This window comes from Rhizobium sp. 05N49 (genome assembly GCF_056396805.1).
Genome location: NZ_JBFTME010000018.1, coordinates 43,613 through 62,087 on the forward strand (window position 1 = coordinate 43,613; position 18,475 = coordinate 62,087).

The following is an 18,475-nucleotide window of genomic DNA, read 5'->3' on the forward strand; positions in this document are numbered from 1 at the left end:
TTGAATGTCGTCAATAATGAAGAATGTGCATCGTCAGTATTGCGAGCGGGAGGAACGTGTGATTATAGTTCATCATGGATGCTGAGGGAGAAGCGTCAGTGGAGGCTTGCTTTGAATGATTCCGATCGTCATCGTTTGATCACGGAGACGCTTCGCGAGAAGCCGTTCGCCTCCGTCCGTGATCTGCAGAAGCTGCTCGGTGTTTCCCCGGCAACGATCCGCCGTGACATCGACAAGCTCGATGAGATCGGTGTGGCGCGCAAAGTGTATGGCGGCATTTCCGCGAACGAATCTGCGACCTCGGCACGCCTCTCGGCTCGGCCTTACGACGAGAACCGCGATATTGCCGTCGACGCAAAGCGTGCCATCGCTGAAAAAGCCGCGGGCCTCGTGCGAGACGGAGACTCCGTGATCGTTCATGCGGGCTCGACTTGCTATCAGCTCGGTATTCAATTGGCTCGGCGAAATGTTCGCCTTTATACGAACTCGATGCCATTGGCGGCCTATGTGGGTGAGCACGGTACCTGTCATCTGACGTTAGCCGGCGGGGTGCTTTATCGAGAGCCCGGCATCATCCACGACGCTTCCGCAGGAGCCCCTGATTTCTTCGCGTCGCGGTTCTTCCTGGGAACGCAAGGCATCAGTTCCGAGGGACTTCTCGAATCCCATCCCTTGTTGACCAAAGCTATTGGCGAGCTGAGCGGCTGTGCAGATGAGATTGTCCTGTTGGCGGATAGCCGGAAGCTCTCAATCCAGCCGCGCAACGTCGTTCTTCCGCTTTCACGCATAGGGACGATTGTGATTGATGACGGTCTTTCGGATCTCGGCGCGAAGATGCTTGAGGATGCAGGCATTACGATACTGATCGCTCCGGTAGGAGGCCAGTGATGGTGCCATCGAACGTAGTCGCAGTTTTCGATCTCGGTAAGACGAATTCGAAGCTTTTCGTCTTCGGTTCAGACGGTTCCCTGCTTTCCGAAGCCAGGACAAAGCCCAGTTGGATCGAATACGATGGCTTGCGCGTTCTTGATGATGTCGCGCTCTTCGCTTGGATGACCTCTGCTTTGAAACAGGCCACCGAAGAGCATTCCGTTGGCCACGTCATGTTCTCGGGACACGGGTGCACCTTTGCACTCGTTCAGGATGACGAGTTGGTGCATCCGGTACTCGATTACGAACAGGAACCGCCTCAGCCAGTTGCGGGTAGCATCGACATTTTGGTCCCAGCCTTCAGCGAAACCTATTCGCCGAAGCTCCCGTTGGGTTTCAATTACGGACGGCACATCCTCTGGCTAGAGGCCATCAAGCCAGAGGCGGTAAGCCGCGCCGACGCCATCCTTTCATACCCGCAGTTTTGGTCCTGGAAATTTTCCGGCCGGAAAGTGTCCGAGGTTTCCTACATCGGCTGCCACTCTCACCTCTGGGCACCGCTGCGTGATGATTTCAGCAGTCTGGTCGATAGCCGAGGCTGGCGTGGAAAGATGCCAGCCTTCGAACGGGCGGGTGCTGCTTTGGGCAATTGGGAGATCGGGCCTGATCCGGAAAACGCGGTTCCGGTCGTTGTCCACAATGGTGTCCACGACAGTAATTCCGCACTCTATTACTACCGTTCGCTCGGGTTCCAGGACTTTACGCTCGTGTCGACTGGCACATGGGTCGTGATTTTCAATTCGGCGTGCCCGCTGGAAGCGTTGGATGAACACCGTGACATGCTCGCAAACGTCACCGTAGACGGGAAGCCGGCTCCGACCATAAGGTTCATGGGCGGCCGGGAATATGACATCGCAAGTGACGGCTGGAACAAGGCAATCAGTCTTGAGGCAGTCTCGAGAGTGATCGCGAAGCGCGTATTCGCATTGCCCTCTTTTGCGCCCGGCGGCCCGATGCAGAGGTTCGAAAGCCGCTTTGTGGGGCCCGAGGCGAACGGCGAAGAAAGGGCGGCCGTCGCACTTCTGTATGTCGTTCTAATGACCAATCTTTCTTTGGATCTCATCCAGTCCGAGAACGCGATCGTCATTGATGGCGGGCTCGTCAAGACGGGACTGTTCGCCGAGCTTCTTGCTCAGTTGCGCCCTTCGCAGCCGATATTCACCAGCGCGACCGCCGAAGGCAGTGCGTTTGGAGCCGCCGCGTTGGTCTTCGACACTCTGGGTGAGACGCCCTTTGCGAACGAAACGAGTGAGGCGGCTTCGTTGCAGGTTTTCGGCCTCGAAGCATATCGCGATGCATGGCGGGCGTTGATCGACATCGGCGAACCGGAACTCGCACGCCCGAGGAAAGAGTTACAGGCATGAACACGGCAGGCGACAACCGCGCACCCGTTCTGGAGATGCGCAATATCAGCAAAACATTCGCGAGCACCAAAGCGCTTACAAACGTGTCGCTTACCGTCTATCCCGGTGAAGTCCACGCGTTGATGGGCGAGAACGGTGCTGGCAAATCGACGCTAATGAAGGTGCTCTCGGGAGCGTACACCGCTGACCCGGGCGGCACCATTCTCGTCGACGGAAAGCCCATCGTTGCGGGAGACCCGATAAAGGCGAAGGCGAATGGCGTTTCCGTCATTTATCAGGAGCTCTCGCTCGCGCCCAATCTGACCGTCGCACAAAACATGTTCCTTGCTGCCGAACCTGCCAGGTACGGCGTCCTGGATAAGGCAGCTGCGCGCGCACGGGCCGAGCCGATCCTCAAACAGCTTGGCATTTCCTTCGGCCCCTCGCAGCTTGTAGCGTCGCTCTCGCTCGGTGAACGCCAGATGGTGGAAATCGCGCGGGCCCTGACCACGAATGCCAAGATCATCGTCATGGACGAGCCGACGACGTCGCTCACGTCCAGGGAGACGGAGCGGCTCTTTGAGGTGATCGCGGGGCTCAAGGCGCGGGGTATTGCCATTATCTACATAAGCCATCGGATGGAGGAGATCTATTCGCTCGCAGATCGGGTCAGCGTTCTCCGCGATAGCGCTTATGTGGGTACCCTCAATCGGTCCGATTTGTCCGCCGAAAAACTCGTTTCGATGATGGTAGGTCGCGATCTTTCCTCTTTCTACAAGAAGGAACACCGAGCACCGCAAAGCGCCGCGAAAACAGTGCTCTCCGTGCATGACATCGGAGATGGCCGTCGGGTTCACGGATGCTCGTTCGACGCAAAGGCAGGCGAAGTGCTCGGCATAGCCGGCCTAGTCGGCTCCGGACGGACAGAACTCGCGCGGCTCATCTTCGGTGCGGATCCGAAAACATCCGGACGGACTATGCTCGACGGCAAGGACACCGTCATCGGCAGCCCGCGCGATGCGATGGACGCCGGGATCGCATAMCTGACGGAAGACCGGAAAGGCCTCGGCCTCTTCCTCGATATGACGATCAACGAGAACATCAACATCGGTGTTATCGGCAAGGATGCCGGCAAAGGGGGCATTCTGAACTTCGCCGCGGCGAAGGAACGAGCGGCAAGGGCCATCAAGTCGTTGTCCATTCGCACGTCAAGCGACGGCATCAATGTCGGAGCTCTGTCGGGCGGTAACCAGCAGAAGGCGCTGATCGCGCGCCTGCTCGAAACCAAGCCTCGGGTTATCATCTTCGACGAACCGACACGCGGCGTCGATGTTGGTGCGAAGTCCGAAATCTACCGGATTATCGATGAGCTTGCTCAAACGGGGATCGCGATCGTCGTGATCTCGAGCGATCTGCCCGAGATCATCGGGATCGCAGACCGCGTCCTCGTGATGCGCGAAGGCCGCATCGCGGGCGAGGTCCTGGCGACGCCGGACCAATCAATAAGCCAGGAAGCCATCATGGCGTTCTCCACCGGATCGGCGTCGAAAGTCGCTTGAGGTCGGAAATCAAAGACGACGGGATAAGAACATGACCGCGACATCCACTGACCAGGGCAACGCCGCAAAGGCGAAATTCAGATCGACTCTAACGGCGCTCGGCATGCTTCCGGTGCTCGTGATCCTGGCGATCGGGTTCCATTTGCTAAGTGGTCGCTTTCTCAGCGTGAACAATCTGTCGATCGTCATGCAGCAGGCCTCGATCAACACGGTTCTGGCCGCCGGTATGACGTTCGTTATTTTGACCGGCGGTATCGATCTCTCGGTCGGTTCGATCCTCGCCGCGTCGGCGATGGTCGGTGTCATCGTGTCCCTTTGGCCCGACGTCGGGATGTTGGGAATTCCGGCTGCCATCGGGGTAGGTCTCGCTTGCGGCTTCGTCAACGGAATGATCATCTCGGCGCTCAAGCTTCCGCCCTTCATCGTCACCCTTGGGTCGCTGACCGCGATGCGCGGTATTGCCCGACTGCTCGGTAACGACACCACGGTATTCAATCCGGACCTGCCATTCGACTTCATCGGAAACGGCAGCTTCTTCGGCGTGCCATGGCTTGCCATCATCGCAATGGCGACGATCCTGATCTCATGGTTCATCCTGAAGCGCACAGTGTTGGGCACCTGGATCTATGCTGTCGGCGGAAACGTCGAGGCCGCGCGCCTGACAGGTATCAAAGTCCCGCTTGTGCTGTTGTTTGTCTATTCGATGTCCGGCCTGCTTTCAGGGCTTGGCGGTGCCATGTCCGCAGCACGCCTGTATGCGGCGAACGGCCTTCAACTCGGCCAATCCTATGAACTCGATGCGATCGCCGCCGTCATTCTCGGCGGTACCAGCTTCGTCGGAGGCGTGGGATCGATCTGGGGAACGCTGATCGGGGCTCTCATCATCGCGGTGCTGTCGAACGGTCTCATCCTCGTCGGTGTCTCCGACATTTGGCAGTACATCATCAAGGGGCTTGTCATCATCGTGGCCGTAGCGCTCGACCGCTACAGGCTGAAAGGGCTTAGCCGCACCTGACGTGTGGCTGGAGGAACCGGGGTTACCGGATAACGGGGCGCAGGAAGCGCCATAAGGAGGAAGAATATGCGCATGATTTCGAAACTGCTCGCAGCGACCGCACTGGCCGCAGCCATCGCAATGCCGGCAGCTGCCAAGGACCTTCAGAAGATCGGCATTTCCGTCGGCCTGCTTGGCAATCCGTTCTTCGTGGCTACCATCAAGGGCATCGAGGACCGCGCCAAGGAAATCAATCCGAATGTTCAGGTCACCTCGGTTTCGGCCGATTACGACCTCAACAAGCAGGTTTCGCAGATCGACAGCTTCATCGCAGCTGGCGTTGACATCATCATGCTGAACGCGGTGGACGCCAAGGCGATCGCACCTGCCGTCAAGAAGGCGCAGGCCGCTGGCGTGATCGTCGCCGCCTTCGACGTTTCTGCACCGGGTGCTGACGTCACGGTCATGACGAACAACATCAAGGCCGGCGAAGAGGCCTGCCAGTACATTGTCGATCAGCTCAAGGGCAAAGGCGACGTCGTCATTATCAACGGYCCCGCATCGTCTTCGATCCTTGACCGTGTCCAGGGTTGCAAGAACGTCCTGACGAAGAGCCCTGACATCAAGATCCTCTCCGACGATCAGAACGGTCAGGGTTCGCGCGACGGCGGTTTGTCGGTCATGCAGGGTCTTCTGACGCGCTTCGACAAAATCGACGCCGTCTTCGCGATCAACGACCCGACGGGCATCGGTGCCGAGCTAGCCGCGAAGCAGCTGAACCGCAACGAGTTCTTCATCACCGCAGTCGACGGTGCCCCGGATATCGAAAATTCGCTTGCCAGCGGCAACTCGATGATCAAGGCCTCCGCTTCGCAGGACCCCTATGTGATGGCCGGCGACGCACTCAAGATGGCTGTCGACGTCCTCAACGGCAAGAAGCCGGCGGAAAATACTGTACTCCTCGATCCGAAGCTGATCACGGCTGACAACGTCAAGGACTACAAGGGCTGGACCGCAGCTCGCTAAGGTCTCCTCCCGAGTAGCCCGCCAAGCTTTCGAGCTTGGCGGGCTGCGATCCGAAATCAACCAGGAATACGTTTCATGTCCAAAATCGGTGTCCACTCGTTTGTCTGGAGCGCAGGATCTACCAAAGACGAACTGGAGAGAACCCTCGAGCGATCCCACGAAATCGGTTTCAAGCTCGTCGAGTTCTCATACCTGGACCCCAAGCAGGTCGACGTAAATTGGCTGGCGTCTCGTATTCGACAGCTTGGCCTAGATGTCGCGGTAAGTATGGGTCTGCCGACGGAAGGCGATATTTCCAGCGAGGATGGATCGGTGGTCGCGAACGGCGAAGCGATCCTCGATCGCGCGGTCGCATTGGTCCGCGATCTCGGCGGCACGAAGCTTGCAGGGATTCTGAGTTCGTCTCATGGAAAGCAGGAACGCGCCCTGTCCCGTAAAGGATGGGATAAGAGCGTCAGTACCCTTTCGAAGGTCGCCGATCGTGCAAAAGCGGCGGGCGTCACTCTCAACCTCGAGATCGTCAACCGCTTCGAGAGCAACATGCTCAATACGGCCGCGCAGGGCCTTGCTTACATCAAGGATACCGGTGCCTCGAACATGTTCCTTCATCTTGACACGTTCCATATGAACATTGAAGAGGCGGATGTCGGCTTGGCAATCCGAAACGCTGCCGACAAGATCGGCTATGTCCACATTGGTGAAAGCCATCGTGGTTATCTTGGGACAGGCAATATCGACTTTGCCGCAATCTTCGACGCGCTGATCGCTATCGGGTGGGACGACTACGTGACCTTTGAATCCTTCTCGACAACGATCGTCGATAAGGACCTTTCGCTGAAGACGGCAATCTGGAGAAATCTCTGGGAAGATAACGCAGCACTGGCCAAACATGCGCGGGCGTTCATCGAGCTTGGATTGGAAACGGCGAAGCGCAAGGCCGAATTGGTGAAGGCTGCGCATTTGCCAATAGCTTGCTGACACTGGAGAAACAAACCAGCAGTTCCGAAATAATTTCGCAGACAAGCACAACCACCCCGCCAAGCGGAGGGCCAAGGGATGGGCGGATTGCCTTGCCGATCTTGTCGACAAAGTGAATCATCTGAGAATCCGCCGTTGGCCGCTCTCGCTGCTACGATTGCAGCCTCCGCCGAAAAGAAAACCCGGTCCGCGCACTAGCGGGTACGGTGAAATTGTGCTGGGGAGGCAATCCCTGGCACTCCTTTCGTCATTCACATCCCGAAATGAGGGTACAGGTTAGTCGGCATCGTCGATATAGATGTCAGCGACGCCGGGTATTCTTATCGCTCCCGTGCCGGACCGCCTCGCTGAGACACGCTGCAGGCTCCAAGTCAGGTGCAAGCACTTGATTTTCCAAGTGGTGACCGCTGTTCTGTTGCGACCGACCCGCGTTAGGCTGCCACATAATCCGGCTAAGAGACGTCTATGGGTAAGTTTGGCGAAAAATGCCGCGCGTGACGAGTCTGCGCTTCTTTCGCCCCTCGCGGTGGCGGACATGCCGGTAACCTCCTTCGCGCGCAAAAAACGCATCGTTGCACTGGTCGGCCGTTCTTATCGCGCAATCCCCTTCTCCGCGAACCAGTCTGCGTATAACGTCGTGCGAACCATGTGGCGGTTGAGGTCAGGAGCGCCATCCGTCCACCACACCGCCCCGCGTTCGCCCAGCGCAAGCTTTGCGGCGTCGACGGCCCTTCGCGCCGCTCGCATTTTCTCATCATCGCCGGCGGCTTCCTTCACTGCCCTGCGAGCGATCATCAGCTCCCCCACCAGGCGCTTACGTTCACCCTCCGGCAGGCGAGGGTTTGTCTTTCTCCAAAGCCGGCCGCGCACGATAATGTAGCGGCCATCCGGCGTTTCCAACGGCGCCTTCCCCGTCTTCATGGCTGGTCCCCTTGCGCCGGAACGTCAACGCGCGTCAAGCGAAAGAAGTATCGCCTCTCGTCGCCCTCGACGACCATCATGCCGGCGAGTTCGTCGTCGCCGATCCGCCTGAAATGATCCACGATCGGCTGCTTGTCGTAGACCATCGCAGCCGTCTCGGAGCCGTCAACCATTCGTAACGTCAGTTTTGCCGTCGTTGCGCGGGCACGGAATGCCTTCTGGAGGTAAGAGAACCAGTTCCGGGCGATAAACGTTCGGCCGAAGCCAGCGACACGGAGAGCAAGTTTGATAGGAAAGAGGGACGGCTCGATCGGCACAAGACGACCGGGCCGCCATTGGAACAATAAGGCGTCCGCTCTCAGGTCTGGATGGAACCTCTTGCCGAACCACTGAAGGTTCTCGAGCGCCCCATCCAGCGGATGTCCGGAGGCAACACCTTCACCGCGCCAGATGCCGACCATCTCGGCCGGCAGCACAGGGGGGAGGGTGCCGAACCAGTCGATTGTCTTCTTCTGCAGGTCGTCTTGCATGGTCGCTCCGGGCTATTGGGGAGGGCGATGCCGGACAGGTGGGACACTCGTCTGCCATTTCGTTGGCACAGCGAGAAACCGGAAAAACCGCTGCGTTCGCCATCCCTGTCGCGTCCGGTTGACACGGCTCGCGCTCGGCAACGGTAATGTCGACCGGTCCAGTTGGTTCCAAAGCGGAGTGTTGACGCCTGTTTTTTGCTGCGGCATCGTCCGGCGCGAATGCAGGGCGGGGAGATTTGAATGTTTGCCGATACGCTCACCGACGAAGACCGAATCGACCGCGATCCTCTGTGCCAGGATGCGCTCGACAAGGCATGGAAGGCGCTTGAAGCAGGGGCGACGTCGGGAAACCCCTTCAACTTCCTGCAACTCGCCACCGTCAATGAAAGGGGTGATCCCGAGGCCCGGACCATCGTCCTGAGGCAGGCAAAACGCAACGAGGCGGCGCTCTATTTCGTTACCGACTCAAGATCGCCGAAGATGGCGGACATCGCCCACAATCATACCGTCGCGCTTGTGGGTTATGATCCCGCGAGCCGGGTGCAGATCCGCTTGACAGGCATTGCAGGTACGGTCGGCGACCATGCCAAGCTCGCTAATCAGTGGAACCTGCTCAGCGAGAGGACGCGCGACAGCTTCAACAGTCCTGTCGCATCGGGCGCGCGAATGCAGTCTGATGGAACGGTTCTCCCTGATGTCCAAAAGGCCTCCATGTCCCCGTTCGAGCGGTGCTGCCTGATGCGCGTCGAGCTCGCGACACTTGAGCGTTTGGACATCTCCCAGACCGTGCATCTCAGGTTCTGCTTCGTACGATCTGATAGAGGTTGGCTGGGAACCAGAAGGGCGCCGTGAATTCGACGTAGCGTCCGGTCGACCCACATGCTGCGGGTCGAGGCACGAGCACCTGGCGGGGCATGTGTCGCCGCCTGGACCGGCTCGCTCGCAGCCCATCGCCAGCCGCCGCAGCTTCTTAAGACATGCGGTCAACCCGAACTGCTGAACAAGAACCTTACGCTCGAACCCGTCCCGGCGCTCGCAGTACACTCTAATACGACCACGGCATCGCGAACGTCCTTCCACATGGACCTATCACCGCCCGCCAGGTTCTGCAGTCGTCTCGCCATCGGCTCCGAACGAACCGGCCTCATGCCGGAGCGGCGGCTGACTACCGGATCTGCAGTCCACAGGCAAGGAACCACAACGCGATTCCTGCATCCCCTAAGATGCTTGAAGGAACTGATACGCTTCGGAACAAAGCCCGGTCATTTGGTGTTTTCCATTTCTCCGGATGGCCGGATGTTCTTGAAAATAATTCGCAAGGGGAATTCACTATGGAAAATGCAGGTATCGGTTGGATCGCGGCGATTATCATCGGCGGCATCGCAGGTTGGCTCGCAGAGATGTTCATGAAAAGCAACATGGGCGTCATCATGAACATCATTCTGGGCATCGTGGGCGCTATCGTCGCTAACTTCCTTCTCTCCCTGTTCGGCGTCGTTCTCGGTGGCTGGCTGGGCTACCTGATCGCCGGGTTTATCGGCGCGTGCATCCTGATCGCGCTCGCCCGGATGGTCAGACGAACAGCGTGACATCTTGAAGGAGTTCGGGCGGCCTCTTATTGGGGACTACCGCCCGTACCAACGACAATTTACCGCGAAAGGATTTCGCGAGTAATGTCGCCCGGGTGATCGAGGGCGCTCCCCATGCAAGGTCGAGCGCCCTCTGCTTTCGACCAACTTGGACATTCCCAAAACTGAAAGCAACTAAAGCGCTGACAGCATTCCACCACATCGCGCAGGTCGCCCGCAGGAGTGGGTGCGAAGCCTATCATGCCAAGGAGAATGGTGGCCCTTGGCGGTCGTCAAGGCGCGGCACCGTTGCGATGCAAGCGGCCCTCGATGTCGACTTACAACACGCAACGTCTATCTCTCTTTTGAGATCAGGTAAGGAGGATTCAGATGCATATCGACGGCGAATGTCACTGTGGGAAGGTCACCTACGAGGCCGAGGTAGACCGCGACGACGTTACGATCTGTCACTGCAACGACTGCCAGAGGCTAACGGGGACTGCCTATCGTGTGACAGTCACCGCACCTCGCGCCAACTTTCGTATCACCTCCGGCGATCCGATGGAGTACGTCAAGGTCGCCGCCAACGGCCGCAGACGGATGCAGTATTTCTGTGCGAATTGCGGATCGCCCATCTATACCACAGGAGAGATGGAAGACGCAGAACAGGTCGGCATCCGACTAGGAACAATAAATCAGCGGCGAGAACTAGAACCGACTGCGCAGTTCTGGTGTTCATCGGAGTTCTCATGGGCTCAAAACCTGAGCCAACTTCCGCGACATGCTGAATGACGTAGGGCGAGGCAAAAACCCGCCGCTCGCTGCCAAACAAGCGGCGTATAATTTCCGGCAGATACTGCGTCTTTTCAAAATCCGCCGATTTGTGTGAAATCGCGCCTTGGAATGAAGCTATCGTGTCGTGATCCTAGAGGACGACAATGGCACTGATGGACTTCCCCGCGCAAACCCATATGCCGCTTGCCAAACTTACGCGGGCGATGTCCGCCATCTCGCGTGCGCGCAACATCAACGAGGTTACGCAATGATCCGCGCCAGCGCGCGCCGTCATCCGCCGCGAAGGCGACGTCTGTCGTCATGTGGAGCATGCCGTTGGGCCGCTCTGGTTTCCGAGACTGTCGGCCAAGCAGTGAAGCTACCCACCGAAGCGTCCATGTGCCGAGCCTCGTTCCCGAAGGCATCGCAAAGGCTACCTGGGTCATGGTCGGTCGGCTCGAAGATCAATGAATGAGCCGGAAACGTCCGAACTGAGATAGCTGAGTGCAATCTCTTCGTGAGGGATGGCCCAATGCGCCGCCAACAGCAACTTTACGTGCTCTCACTTCGCTACGCTTCGAACCGACCAGTAAACGGCTCGGCGTGTAAGTGTGAAAGTCAACAGTGACTATCCTGCCTGCGGGCCGCTCCTCTTTGCCGCGAAAGAAATCCTTAAACCGATAGAGGCCTCTACCCGTGAATAGTGTTTCCGGCGCGGTGAGCGTCGGCTGAAGTGCAGGCCTYGATCGCGCGATCTTGGCCTCGGTTAAGCGAAACCGCGCGAACATCAGATCGTTATCTTTCCATGACAGATGAGAGCCGCGAAGAAACCAAAGCAGTCGAACCACCGCAGGAGACGGTCACCTTCGCGTTCGACCGGTTGACCGTCGCCCGTTTCCGGGAGGTCTTCCCGAATGCTCGGTGGTCGGATACCCTTCAAGCCTGGACGGTCCCCGGTAAGACTGCACGAAGACGTATCGACCGATGGCTCGCCTCGGAAGCCGATCGCAAGAGGCCTTACGAAGAGGAGCGAGGCCGCGACGCCTACCAGTTCGAGCCAATCCTCAGTCCATACCTGCAGGTCTACGACCGCGGCTTCCGCATCAAGACCCCATTCTCACGAACGGTGGTCGACGAACTCCGGCAGATTCCGTTCGCTCGTTGGAATAGCGACGACAGGGTGTGGGAGGTTCCGTACGCGTCTTACGACGACCTCCAGCACCGTTGGGAAGCCATCGAGAAGGCCGCGAAACGGGCCGAACCTGAAGAGCGGCGGAAACGCGCAGAGGCCCGCAAGGGCACCGAAGAGGAAGCGAAGGCCAAGCGCAGGACGTCCGAGCGCAATAAGAAGCGGCTGCCTGTGCCTAGTGACGATCTACCACCGCCGGGGCGGCCTGTGGCCACGACTGCGTTTGGGATCGTCGTTGTCACCGACATTACCGGCGAACTCGTCAACCCCGAAGAGGTCGCCGAGCATCATCCGAATGCCGACGACGAGCATGTCTGGGCAGGATGGCGGGCAGCGACCCTGGAGGAACTCGTTCATACGTGGCCAGCGAGGGCTGAGCCGGGGGAATACGAGCGGATTCGGGGATGGTGGCAGCCAACCCTCGAGGAGCTGCGGGCCGCTAGGACTGCAGCAAAATCCAGGGAGCGGCGGCGCGACGCCCGCAATGCTTCGACCAGACCGTCGACCTGATGCGGCGGACGGAATGGTCGAGATCACGCCGGAATTTGATGTCTAGACGGTCTGAGAGCGGAACACGCGGTCGCGGGGCAGTCGGTCCCGCGCCGGCTGACGCCGACGCTCCTGCGGCTGCCCTTCAACGCGACCGCGCGTGACGCGAATTCCCGCTTTCGCGCGCCTTCTGCGCGCCGCGATGCTGAAAGCTCCGATACGCTTCGTTGTTGCCGACCCTCCGGATCGGGGTGATCGCGCCGCCGATGCTATAATCTCACCCTATGCGGCGCTCACGAAACACCTCTTTCGACCCGCGTCCGACTAGGCGGTAATTCACGCGATAGGGCGGCTGTGCCCCCTTTAACAGGGTGCGTTAGATATCGGGCCAGGTGCTTTAAAATTCGAAGCGAACCGACTGGTGTCCGCAATGTCAATGTGTTCCTGCCTCAGGCAAAAGCGTCTGGATCAATTCCCCTTCGCTCTTCCCGGACGYCGACGCAATATCGGCCAATAAGATGTCAGGCGCCGCCGCAGAGAAGCCCTGAGACTTCAGGCTGTCGACAGCGTTATCGACCGTTATGCCAAGCAGCGGAGCAACCTTGGAAACCGGATTTTTGAGTATCGCGCTCGTAAAGGCGATCTGCGGCGGCCCACCTGCTCTTCGACCTTCCGATGATGCGGAAGGAATGAAATAATACAGTGCGGCGGCCAACGAGATCACCAAGGCGATCGCCATCGGAGCGCGTCGGAAGTAGCTAGAAAAGGAACGCCAGTTCTTCCACAGGTGCAGCACGAACGGCAATATAAGCACCATACTCAACCACTCATGCATGCCGTGGAAGGCGCCTGGCCCGACGTGAAAGAACAAGGCGATGCCCGAAATCAATGAAACGAGGAAGAGGCCTGTAATGAATGGGGTGGCATAGCGTTGGAAGACTTGCTGCATTGGCTGCTCCAGTTCTGACTCTATCTCGTCGCATTAGCTGAGGCTCATGAACAGTTAAGACTTTGTAAGGTTCCCGTGGGCGAGACACGCTTCTCCTTAGATCGGCCCGCTTGCTTTTGCGCCCTTGTCCACGCGCCGCGCTGCTGAAGCCTCGACGTGCGTTCTGTTGCTGGTCGACGCTTTCAGATCGCCTCCTGGTTCTGCGCAATCGCCACTTTTTATGAAGTCTTGCCCGCCGCTGGCGCGTCGGCCGCCGCGCCTCGCCAGCGGGGGACTCTGCTTTGCCCTCGGAGGTGAAGGCAAGCCTTGGTGGGAGACAGAGAGGAAGAGGAGGGACGGGAGCTTTGTGACGGATTGGAAGGGTTGGAGAGAGGTTCCGCCCGGTCTGTCATGGAGAAACCGACATGTCTCAGAAGATTGAGAAGTCTGGGAAGACAGAAAGAACCGAAAAGACTGGTAAGGTCACGCTTGCGACCGCCTGCGACATTCCCTTCAACAAGCTTGTTCTCAGCCAGGAAAACATCCGTAAGATCAAAGCGGGTGTCTCGATCGCGGAGCTTGCCGAAGACATTGCGCGGCGCGGTCTGTTGACCAGCCTCAGCGTCCGCCCGGAATTGGACGGCGACGGTAACGAGACCGGCATGTATCGCATCCCGGCCGGCGGGCGCCGCTACCGGGCGCTGGCACTGCTGGTGTCATCGAGACGTCTGTCGAAGACGGCAGGCATTCCCTGCGTGATCAGCAGGGGCGAGACGGCGGAGGCCGAAGATTCGCTTGCCGAGAACGTCCATCGCGAGAGCCTGCATCCGCTCGACCAGTTTCGCGCCTTCGAGACCCTGCGCGGGCAGGGGATGGACGAGGAAGAGATCGCCGCCCGCTTCTTCGTCCCGGTCGCGACGGTGAAGCAACGCCTGCGCCTGGCGTCGGTCTCGCCGAAACTTCTGGATCTCTATGACGAAGACGCCATGACGCTCGAGCAGCTGATGGCCTTTTCGATCAGCAAGGACCATGCCCGTCAGGAACAGGTGTTCGAGGCGATCGCACGCTCGCACAGCCGCGAGCCCTATTACATCAGGCGCCTGCTGACCGAGACGGCGGTCCGGGCGACCGATCGGCGCTCGCTCTATATCGGCATCGATGCCTATGATGCGGCTGGCGGCGTCGTCATGCGCGATCTCTTCGACGAGGACAGGGGCGGATGGCTGCAGGATCCGGCGCTGCTCGATCAGCTCGTGCTGGAGAAATTGGCGGCCCTACAGGCGGAGGAAGGCTGGAAATGGGTCGAGGCCGCTTTCGACTTTCCCTATGGCCACACGTCGGGTCTTCGCAGGGTCTACGGTCAGCAGGCCGAATGGAGCAAAGAGGATCTTGCCCGTCACGATGTTCTTCGCGCCGACTACGATCGGCTCGATGCAGAATATGCCTCTGCCAGCCAATATTGCGAGGAGAGCGAGCAGAGACTCCAAGCACTCGGTGCGGAGCTCGACCGTCTGAACGAGCGTCCCTTCGTCTTTGATCCCGCCGAGCTTGCCCGCGGCGGTGTCTTCGTCTCGCTCGAGGCGGACGGCAGGCTCCGGATCGAACGCGGCTATGTCAGGCCTGAAGACGAACCGCAGGTGGAGATGATGAGCTGCGTCAGCGACGACCAGGACAACATCGTGCCCGCACCAGTCGCGCCAGCCGGCGGAGCGGTATCGGAGGTGGAGGCAGCAAACAAGGCCGAGACCGATGACGGGGAGGAGACGCTGAAGCCGCTTGCCGATCGTCTGGTCCTCGACCTGACCGCCGCCAGGACCGTCGCGCTGCGCAACGCGCTCGCCCGGGATCCGGAGGTCGCCTTCGTCGCCGTCCTGCATGCCTTCGTGCTGAAGACCTTTTATCTGCGGGGCGCAGACACGTGCCTGGAGGTCACGGTCCAAAGCGCCCGGTTGAGCGAGACATCGGGATTGGGCGACTTGGTCGCCGTCAGGGAAATCGGCGAGCGGCAGGAAGCCTGGGGGAACGACCTGCCGAGAGATCCGACCGCCCTCTTCGCTTTCCTCATCGGTCTCGACGGCGTCAGCCGACAGGCGCTGTTTGCTCATTGCGCCTCGCTATCGCTCAATGCCGTCATCGAACCCTGGAACAGGCGCAGCCGCGCCATCGCCAATGCCGACGAGATCGCCCGCGCCATCGGCTTCGACATGGTCGAGGCCGGCTGGACGCCGACAGTCGAGGCCTATCTCGGCCGCGTCACCAAGGCCCATATCCTGCAAGCCGTCTGCGAGGCGAAAGGCGAGCAGGTCGCTGCATTGATCGCCGATCTGAAGAAGCCCGACATGGCCCGGGAGGGCGAACGGCTGTTGGCCGGCAGCGGTTGGTTGCCGGAGCCGCTGCGCCTGCCGGCTACCGCGGCTGATGATCCGGACCTGATCGAAGAGGCGGTATTTCCGGACGAAACCATCCTCGATCCGCTGGTGCCGATCGATGAGGTTCAAGGGACAGACGCGGCCGACGTGGTCGAAGAGGATCCCGAGATCGCTGAGCCCGCCGGGACCGACTTCATCCATCCGATCGCGGCCGAATAGCGGCCTCTCACCCAGAACGGCCCGGTTCCACATGGTGCCGGGCCGGTTCGCTTAAACCTGCCATCCCCATTCCTTCACCTCAAGCCCGGCCACAGCGCCGGGCCTTTTCGTTTCAGGAGATCTGTCATGACCAATTCCAGTTTCAACAGTCCCGTGTCGTCTTCCGGCTTCAGGGTCGATATCTCGCGCGGCGAGCGCATCGGCCGCGTCTCGTCCGAATGGTTCTCGCGCCCCGACGACGAGCGTTTCCTGTCGCTCAGTGCGCTCTACGACACCGTGCGCTCGCGCGCCGATCGGGCGCATGCCCGGACCATCGAGACCAGCGCCATCCGCGTCGAAGCGACACGCGACAATGCCGAACGGCTCGAACTGATCGTCTCCGGCGAGAACGCAAGCCGAGGTCAACGTGATGCTCAACCGATCGCGCCGACCCATTGGAGCTACGGCCAGCTCTGCAGCCTGGTCGGTGCACCTGCGACCTATATGCGCCAGCTGCCGGCGCCGCTCGCCGCCATCAATCTCCAGCACGGACTGCTGTCCCATCGCGCCGAACTGGTGAAGACGCTGGAGATGGACGACGGGCGCCTCGAACTTCGCGCCGTCACCGGTCCCGACTATGGCCGCATCTGGGACCATGAGCTGGTTGCAGCCGTGATGAAGATCGCCGGCAATGGCACCGGCGACACGATGTGGAAGGTGCCGGGTCAGCTCAACTGGGCGACCATGACCCACAATCCCTTCGTCGATATCACCAAGGATACGACGACGCTTTACGCCAGTGACCGCGACGTCTTCCTCTTCCTCGTCGACGACACTCACCCGATCGAGGCGGGGCGCCTTCCGAACGGCGAGCCCGATCTGTATTTCCGGGGCTTTTATGCCTGGAACTCCGAGGTCGGCTCCAAGACGCTCGGCATCGCCTCGTTTTATCTGAGGGCCGTCTGCGCCAACCGCAATCTCTGGGGCACGGAACAGTTCGAGGAAATCACCATCCGGCATTCAAAATTCGCCGGCGAGCGTTTCGCCCATGAGGCGGCCCCCGCCCTTGCAAGCTTCGCCAATTCCTCGCCAGCCCCCTTCGTTGCCGGCATCAAGGCGGCACGCGAGACGATCGTTGCCCGCCAGGATGACGACCGGGAGGCGTTTCTGCGGCGGCGCGGCTTCTCCAAAGGCGAGACCGGCAAGGTCATCGACATGGTGTTGTCGGAGGAGGGACGTCCGCCGGAATCGATCTTCGATTTCGTGCAGGGTATCACCGCACTCGCGCGCACCCGGACCAACCAGGACGTCCGCCTCGATCTCGAGGGCAAGGCGAAGAAACTGCTTGAAAGTGCCAGCCAATGACAGGCTGGGCCTCCGACCTGGCCGACCGCCTCGCGTGTCATGCCGAGGCGGTCTGCCGTCATTATCTGTCGGCAGGCCGGCGATACGGCAATTACTGGATCGCCGGCGATACGGGCAACAACAAGGGTCGGTCGCTGTTTGTGCGGCTGACCGGTCCGCGTGCTGGCCGCTGGAGCGATGCGGCGACCGGCCAATATGGCGATCTCCTTGACCTCATCCGCGCGATCTGCGGCCTGATCGCCTTCGCCGATGTAGCGGCGGAGGCACGGCTGTTTCTGAACCTGCCGCGGCTGGAACCCATGGCGGCAGAACGTCGGGACGCCAATGCGTCCGACAGCCGATCGACCGCGGCGCGGGCAGGGCTGCTGTTTGCCGGTGCCGTGCCGATCGCCGGTACGGTGGGCGAACGTTACCTGCAGAGCCGCGGTATCTCGGGCGCTGCAAGCCGTCGCGCTCTGCGGTTCCATCCCTCCTGTTACTACCGAGATCTTTCGACCGGCGGCACGACAGGCCTGCCGGCGCTGATCGCTGCGGTCACCGATGTCGAGGGCCGGCTGACCGGCGTCCACCGGACATGGCTTGATCCTGATGGAAACGGCAAGGCCCGGGTCAACGAACCGCGCCGGGCACTCGGTCGCCTGATCGGCAACGGCGTGCGCTTCAACATGCCGCCGGGATCGCAAAGCCCGGTCCTGGCCGTCGGCGAGGGTATCGAGACCGTGCTGTCTCTTTCGGAAGTCCTTCCCGGCATGGCGATGGTGGCAGCGCTTTCGGCCCATCATCTCGCAGCCTTCCTGCTGCCTGCGGCATGCAAGCGCCTCTATATCGCTGCCGACGCCGATGCGGCGGGGCGCCACGGGGTCGAGGGATTGGGCCGGGCCGCCACCGCTCTCGGCGTGCTGCCATTGGTGCTCACGCCCGAGCTTGGCGATTTCAACGAGGATCTGCGTCGGCTTGGATCTTCCCGTCTAGTGGCGAACCTGGCCCGCCAGCTCGTCCCGGACGATGCGACCGCCTATCTTTCGCGATAGCGGCGCCCGGCGTTGATACGCGAACGTTTCTGCGGTGAGGCCGTCGAGCGCGCGGCTGACGGATCGCCATGTGTGGGACCGCGCCTGAGGGCCTGTCGGGTGGCGACCCGTACCATGCCGGTCGCAGCCTTCAGCGGATCGGTCCGGTTTCTTCCCCGCGCGGTTCCCGCGCTCCTCGCGCAGCAAGAAACCGGCCCTCAACCGCCCAGCGCTGCGCTGGGCCGCAGCACTTCGCGCAGCGGTTCCGGCCGCGACCGGCATGGGAAGGGATCGCCGTCAGGCC

Annotated in this window: 16 protein-coding genes; 13 read left to right on the forward strand and 3 right to left on the reverse strand. The window is 60.3% G+C overall.

The window, feature by feature from the left end; genetic code table 11:
- Positions 1 to 111 precede the first annotated feature (111 nt).
- The 6 genes from AC1DF8_RS27870 to AC1DF8_RS27895 all read left to right on the forward strand — a co-directional run bounded on the left by AC1DF8_RS27870 (position 112) and on the right by AC1DF8_RS27895 (position 6,830).
- On the forward strand, positions 112 to 888 hold the full coding sequence (locus AC1DF8_RS27870) for a DeoR/GlpR family DNA-binding transcription regulator (RefSeq protein ID WP_478155816.1): 777 nt from the start codon (positions 112 to 114) through the stop codon (positions 886 to 888).
- Complete coding sequence (locus tag AC1DF8_RS27875) at positions 888 to 2,294, forward strand: FGGY-family carbohydrate kinase (protein WP_478155817.1); 1,407 nt, start codon at positions 888 to 890, stop codon at positions 2,292 to 2,294. The genes AC1DF8_RS27870 and AC1DF8_RS27875 overlap by 1 nt, the downstream gene beginning before the upstream one ends.
- The gene (locus tag AC1DF8_RS27880; protein WP_478155818.1) at positions 2,291 to 3,832 is read left to right on the forward strand and encodes a sugar ABC transporter ATP-binding protein; all 1,542 of its coding nucleotides are present in this window, start codon (positions 2,291 to 2,293) and stop codon (positions 3,830 to 3,832) included. The genes AC1DF8_RS27875 and AC1DF8_RS27880 overlap by 4 nt, the downstream gene beginning before the upstream one ends.
- A 31-nt stretch (positions 3,833 to 3,863) precedes the next feature.
- Entirely contained in the window at positions 3,864 to 4,847 is a 984-nt protein-coding gene (locus AC1DF8_RS27885; RefSeq protein ID WP_478155819.1) for an ABC transporter permease subunit, read from the forward strand.
- Positions 4,848 to 4,913: 66 nt separating this feature from the next.
- Positions 4,914 to 5,852 carry an ABC transporter substrate-binding protein gene (locus AC1DF8_RS27890; protein WP_113207505.1) on the forward strand — a complete coding sequence of 313 codons (939 nt, stop codon included), beginning with the start codon at positions 4,914 to 4,916 and terminating at the stop codon, positions 5,850 to 5,852.
- Between the two features lie 75 nt (positions 5,853 to 5,927).
- On the forward strand, positions 5,928 to 6,830 hold the full coding sequence (locus AC1DF8_RS27895) for a sugar phosphate isomerase/epimerase family protein (protein ID WP_478155820.1): 903 nt from the start codon (positions 5,928 to 5,930) through the stop codon (positions 6,828 to 6,830).
- 591 nt (positions 6,831 to 7,421) lie between these two features.
- Here the strand turns inward: AC1DF8_RS27895 and AC1DF8_RS27900 are convergent.
- Positions 7,422 to 7,751, reverse strand: a complete 330-nt coding sequence (locus AC1DF8_RS27900) for a hypothetical protein (RefSeq protein WP_113207507.1) — start codon at positions 7,749 to 7,751, stop codon at positions 7,422 to 7,424.
- Entirely contained in the window at positions 7,748 to 8,281 is a 534-nt protein-coding gene (locus tag AC1DF8_RS27905; RefSeq protein ID WP_113207508.1) for a GXWXG domain-containing protein, read from the reverse strand. The genes AC1DF8_RS27900 and AC1DF8_RS27905 overlap by 4 nt, the downstream gene beginning before the upstream one ends.
- 240 nt (positions 8,282 to 8,521) lie before the next feature.
- On the opposite strand from AC1DF8_RS27905, the gene AC1DF8_RS27910 reads away from it, so the two are divergent.
- The 4 genes from AC1DF8_RS27910 (at position 8,522) to AC1DF8_RS27925 (ending at position 12,322) form a co-directional block, all read left to right on the forward strand.
- Positions 8,522 to 9,133 (forward strand): pyridoxamine 5'-phosphate oxidase family protein, encoded by a 612-nt coding sequence (locus tag AC1DF8_RS27910; RefSeq protein ID WP_478155821.1) that lies wholly within the window; start codon positions 8,522 to 8,524, stop codon positions 9,131 to 9,133.
- Between the two features lie 479 nt (positions 9,134 to 9,612).
- On the forward strand, positions 9,613 to 9,870 hold the full coding sequence (locus AC1DF8_RS27915) for a GlsB/YeaQ/YmgE family stress response membrane protein (protein WP_478155822.1): 258 nt from the start codon (positions 9,613 to 9,615) through the stop codon (positions 9,868 to 9,870).
- Between the two features lie 369 nt (positions 9,871 to 10,239).
- Entirely contained in the window at positions 10,240 to 10,641 is a 402-nt protein-coding gene (locus AC1DF8_RS27920) for a GFA family protein (RefSeq protein WP_112971205.1), read from the forward strand.
- Between the two features lie 787 nt (positions 10,642 to 11,428).
- A complete protein-coding gene (locus AC1DF8_RS27925) occupies positions 11,429 to 12,322 on the forward strand; it encodes a hypothetical protein (protein WP_478155823.1) in 894 nt (297 codons plus the stop codon).
- A 412-nt stretch (positions 12,323 to 12,734) separates the two neighbouring features.
- Here the strand turns inward: AC1DF8_RS27925 and AC1DF8_RS27930 are convergent, their stop codons facing one another.
- On the reverse strand, positions 12,735 to 13,250 hold the full coding sequence (locus AC1DF8_RS27930; protein WP_478155824.1) for a DUF4405 domain-containing protein: 516 nt from the start codon (positions 13,248 to 13,250) through the stop codon (positions 12,735 to 12,737).
- A gap of 404 nt (positions 13,251 to 13,654) precedes the next feature.
- Between AC1DF8_RS27930 and AC1DF8_RS27935 the strand changes: the two genes are divergently transcribed.
- The 3 genes from AC1DF8_RS27935 (at position 13,655) to AC1DF8_RS27945 (ending at position 18,192) form a co-directional block, all read left to right on the forward strand.
- Positions 13,655 to 15,817: a ParB/RepB/Spo0J family partition protein gene (locus AC1DF8_RS27935; RefSeq protein WP_478155825.1), complete on the forward strand. Its 2,163-nt coding sequence runs from the start codon at positions 13,655 to 13,657 to the stop codon at positions 15,815 to 15,817.
- A gap of 126 nt (positions 15,818 to 15,943) precedes the next feature.
- Positions 15,944 to 17,161, forward strand: a complete 1,218-nt coding sequence (locus AC1DF8_RS27940; RefSeq protein ID WP_478155826.1) for a DUF932 domain-containing protein — start codon at positions 15,944 to 15,946, stop codon at positions 17,159 to 17,161.
- Entirely contained in the window at positions 17,158 to 18,192 is a 1,035-nt protein-coding gene (locus tag AC1DF8_RS27945; RefSeq protein ID WP_478155827.1) for a DUF7146 domain-containing protein, read from the forward strand. Before AC1DF8_RS27940 ends, AC1DF8_RS27945 begins: the two co-directional genes overlap by 4 nt.
- Positions 18,193 to 18,475 lie beyond the last annotated feature (283 nt).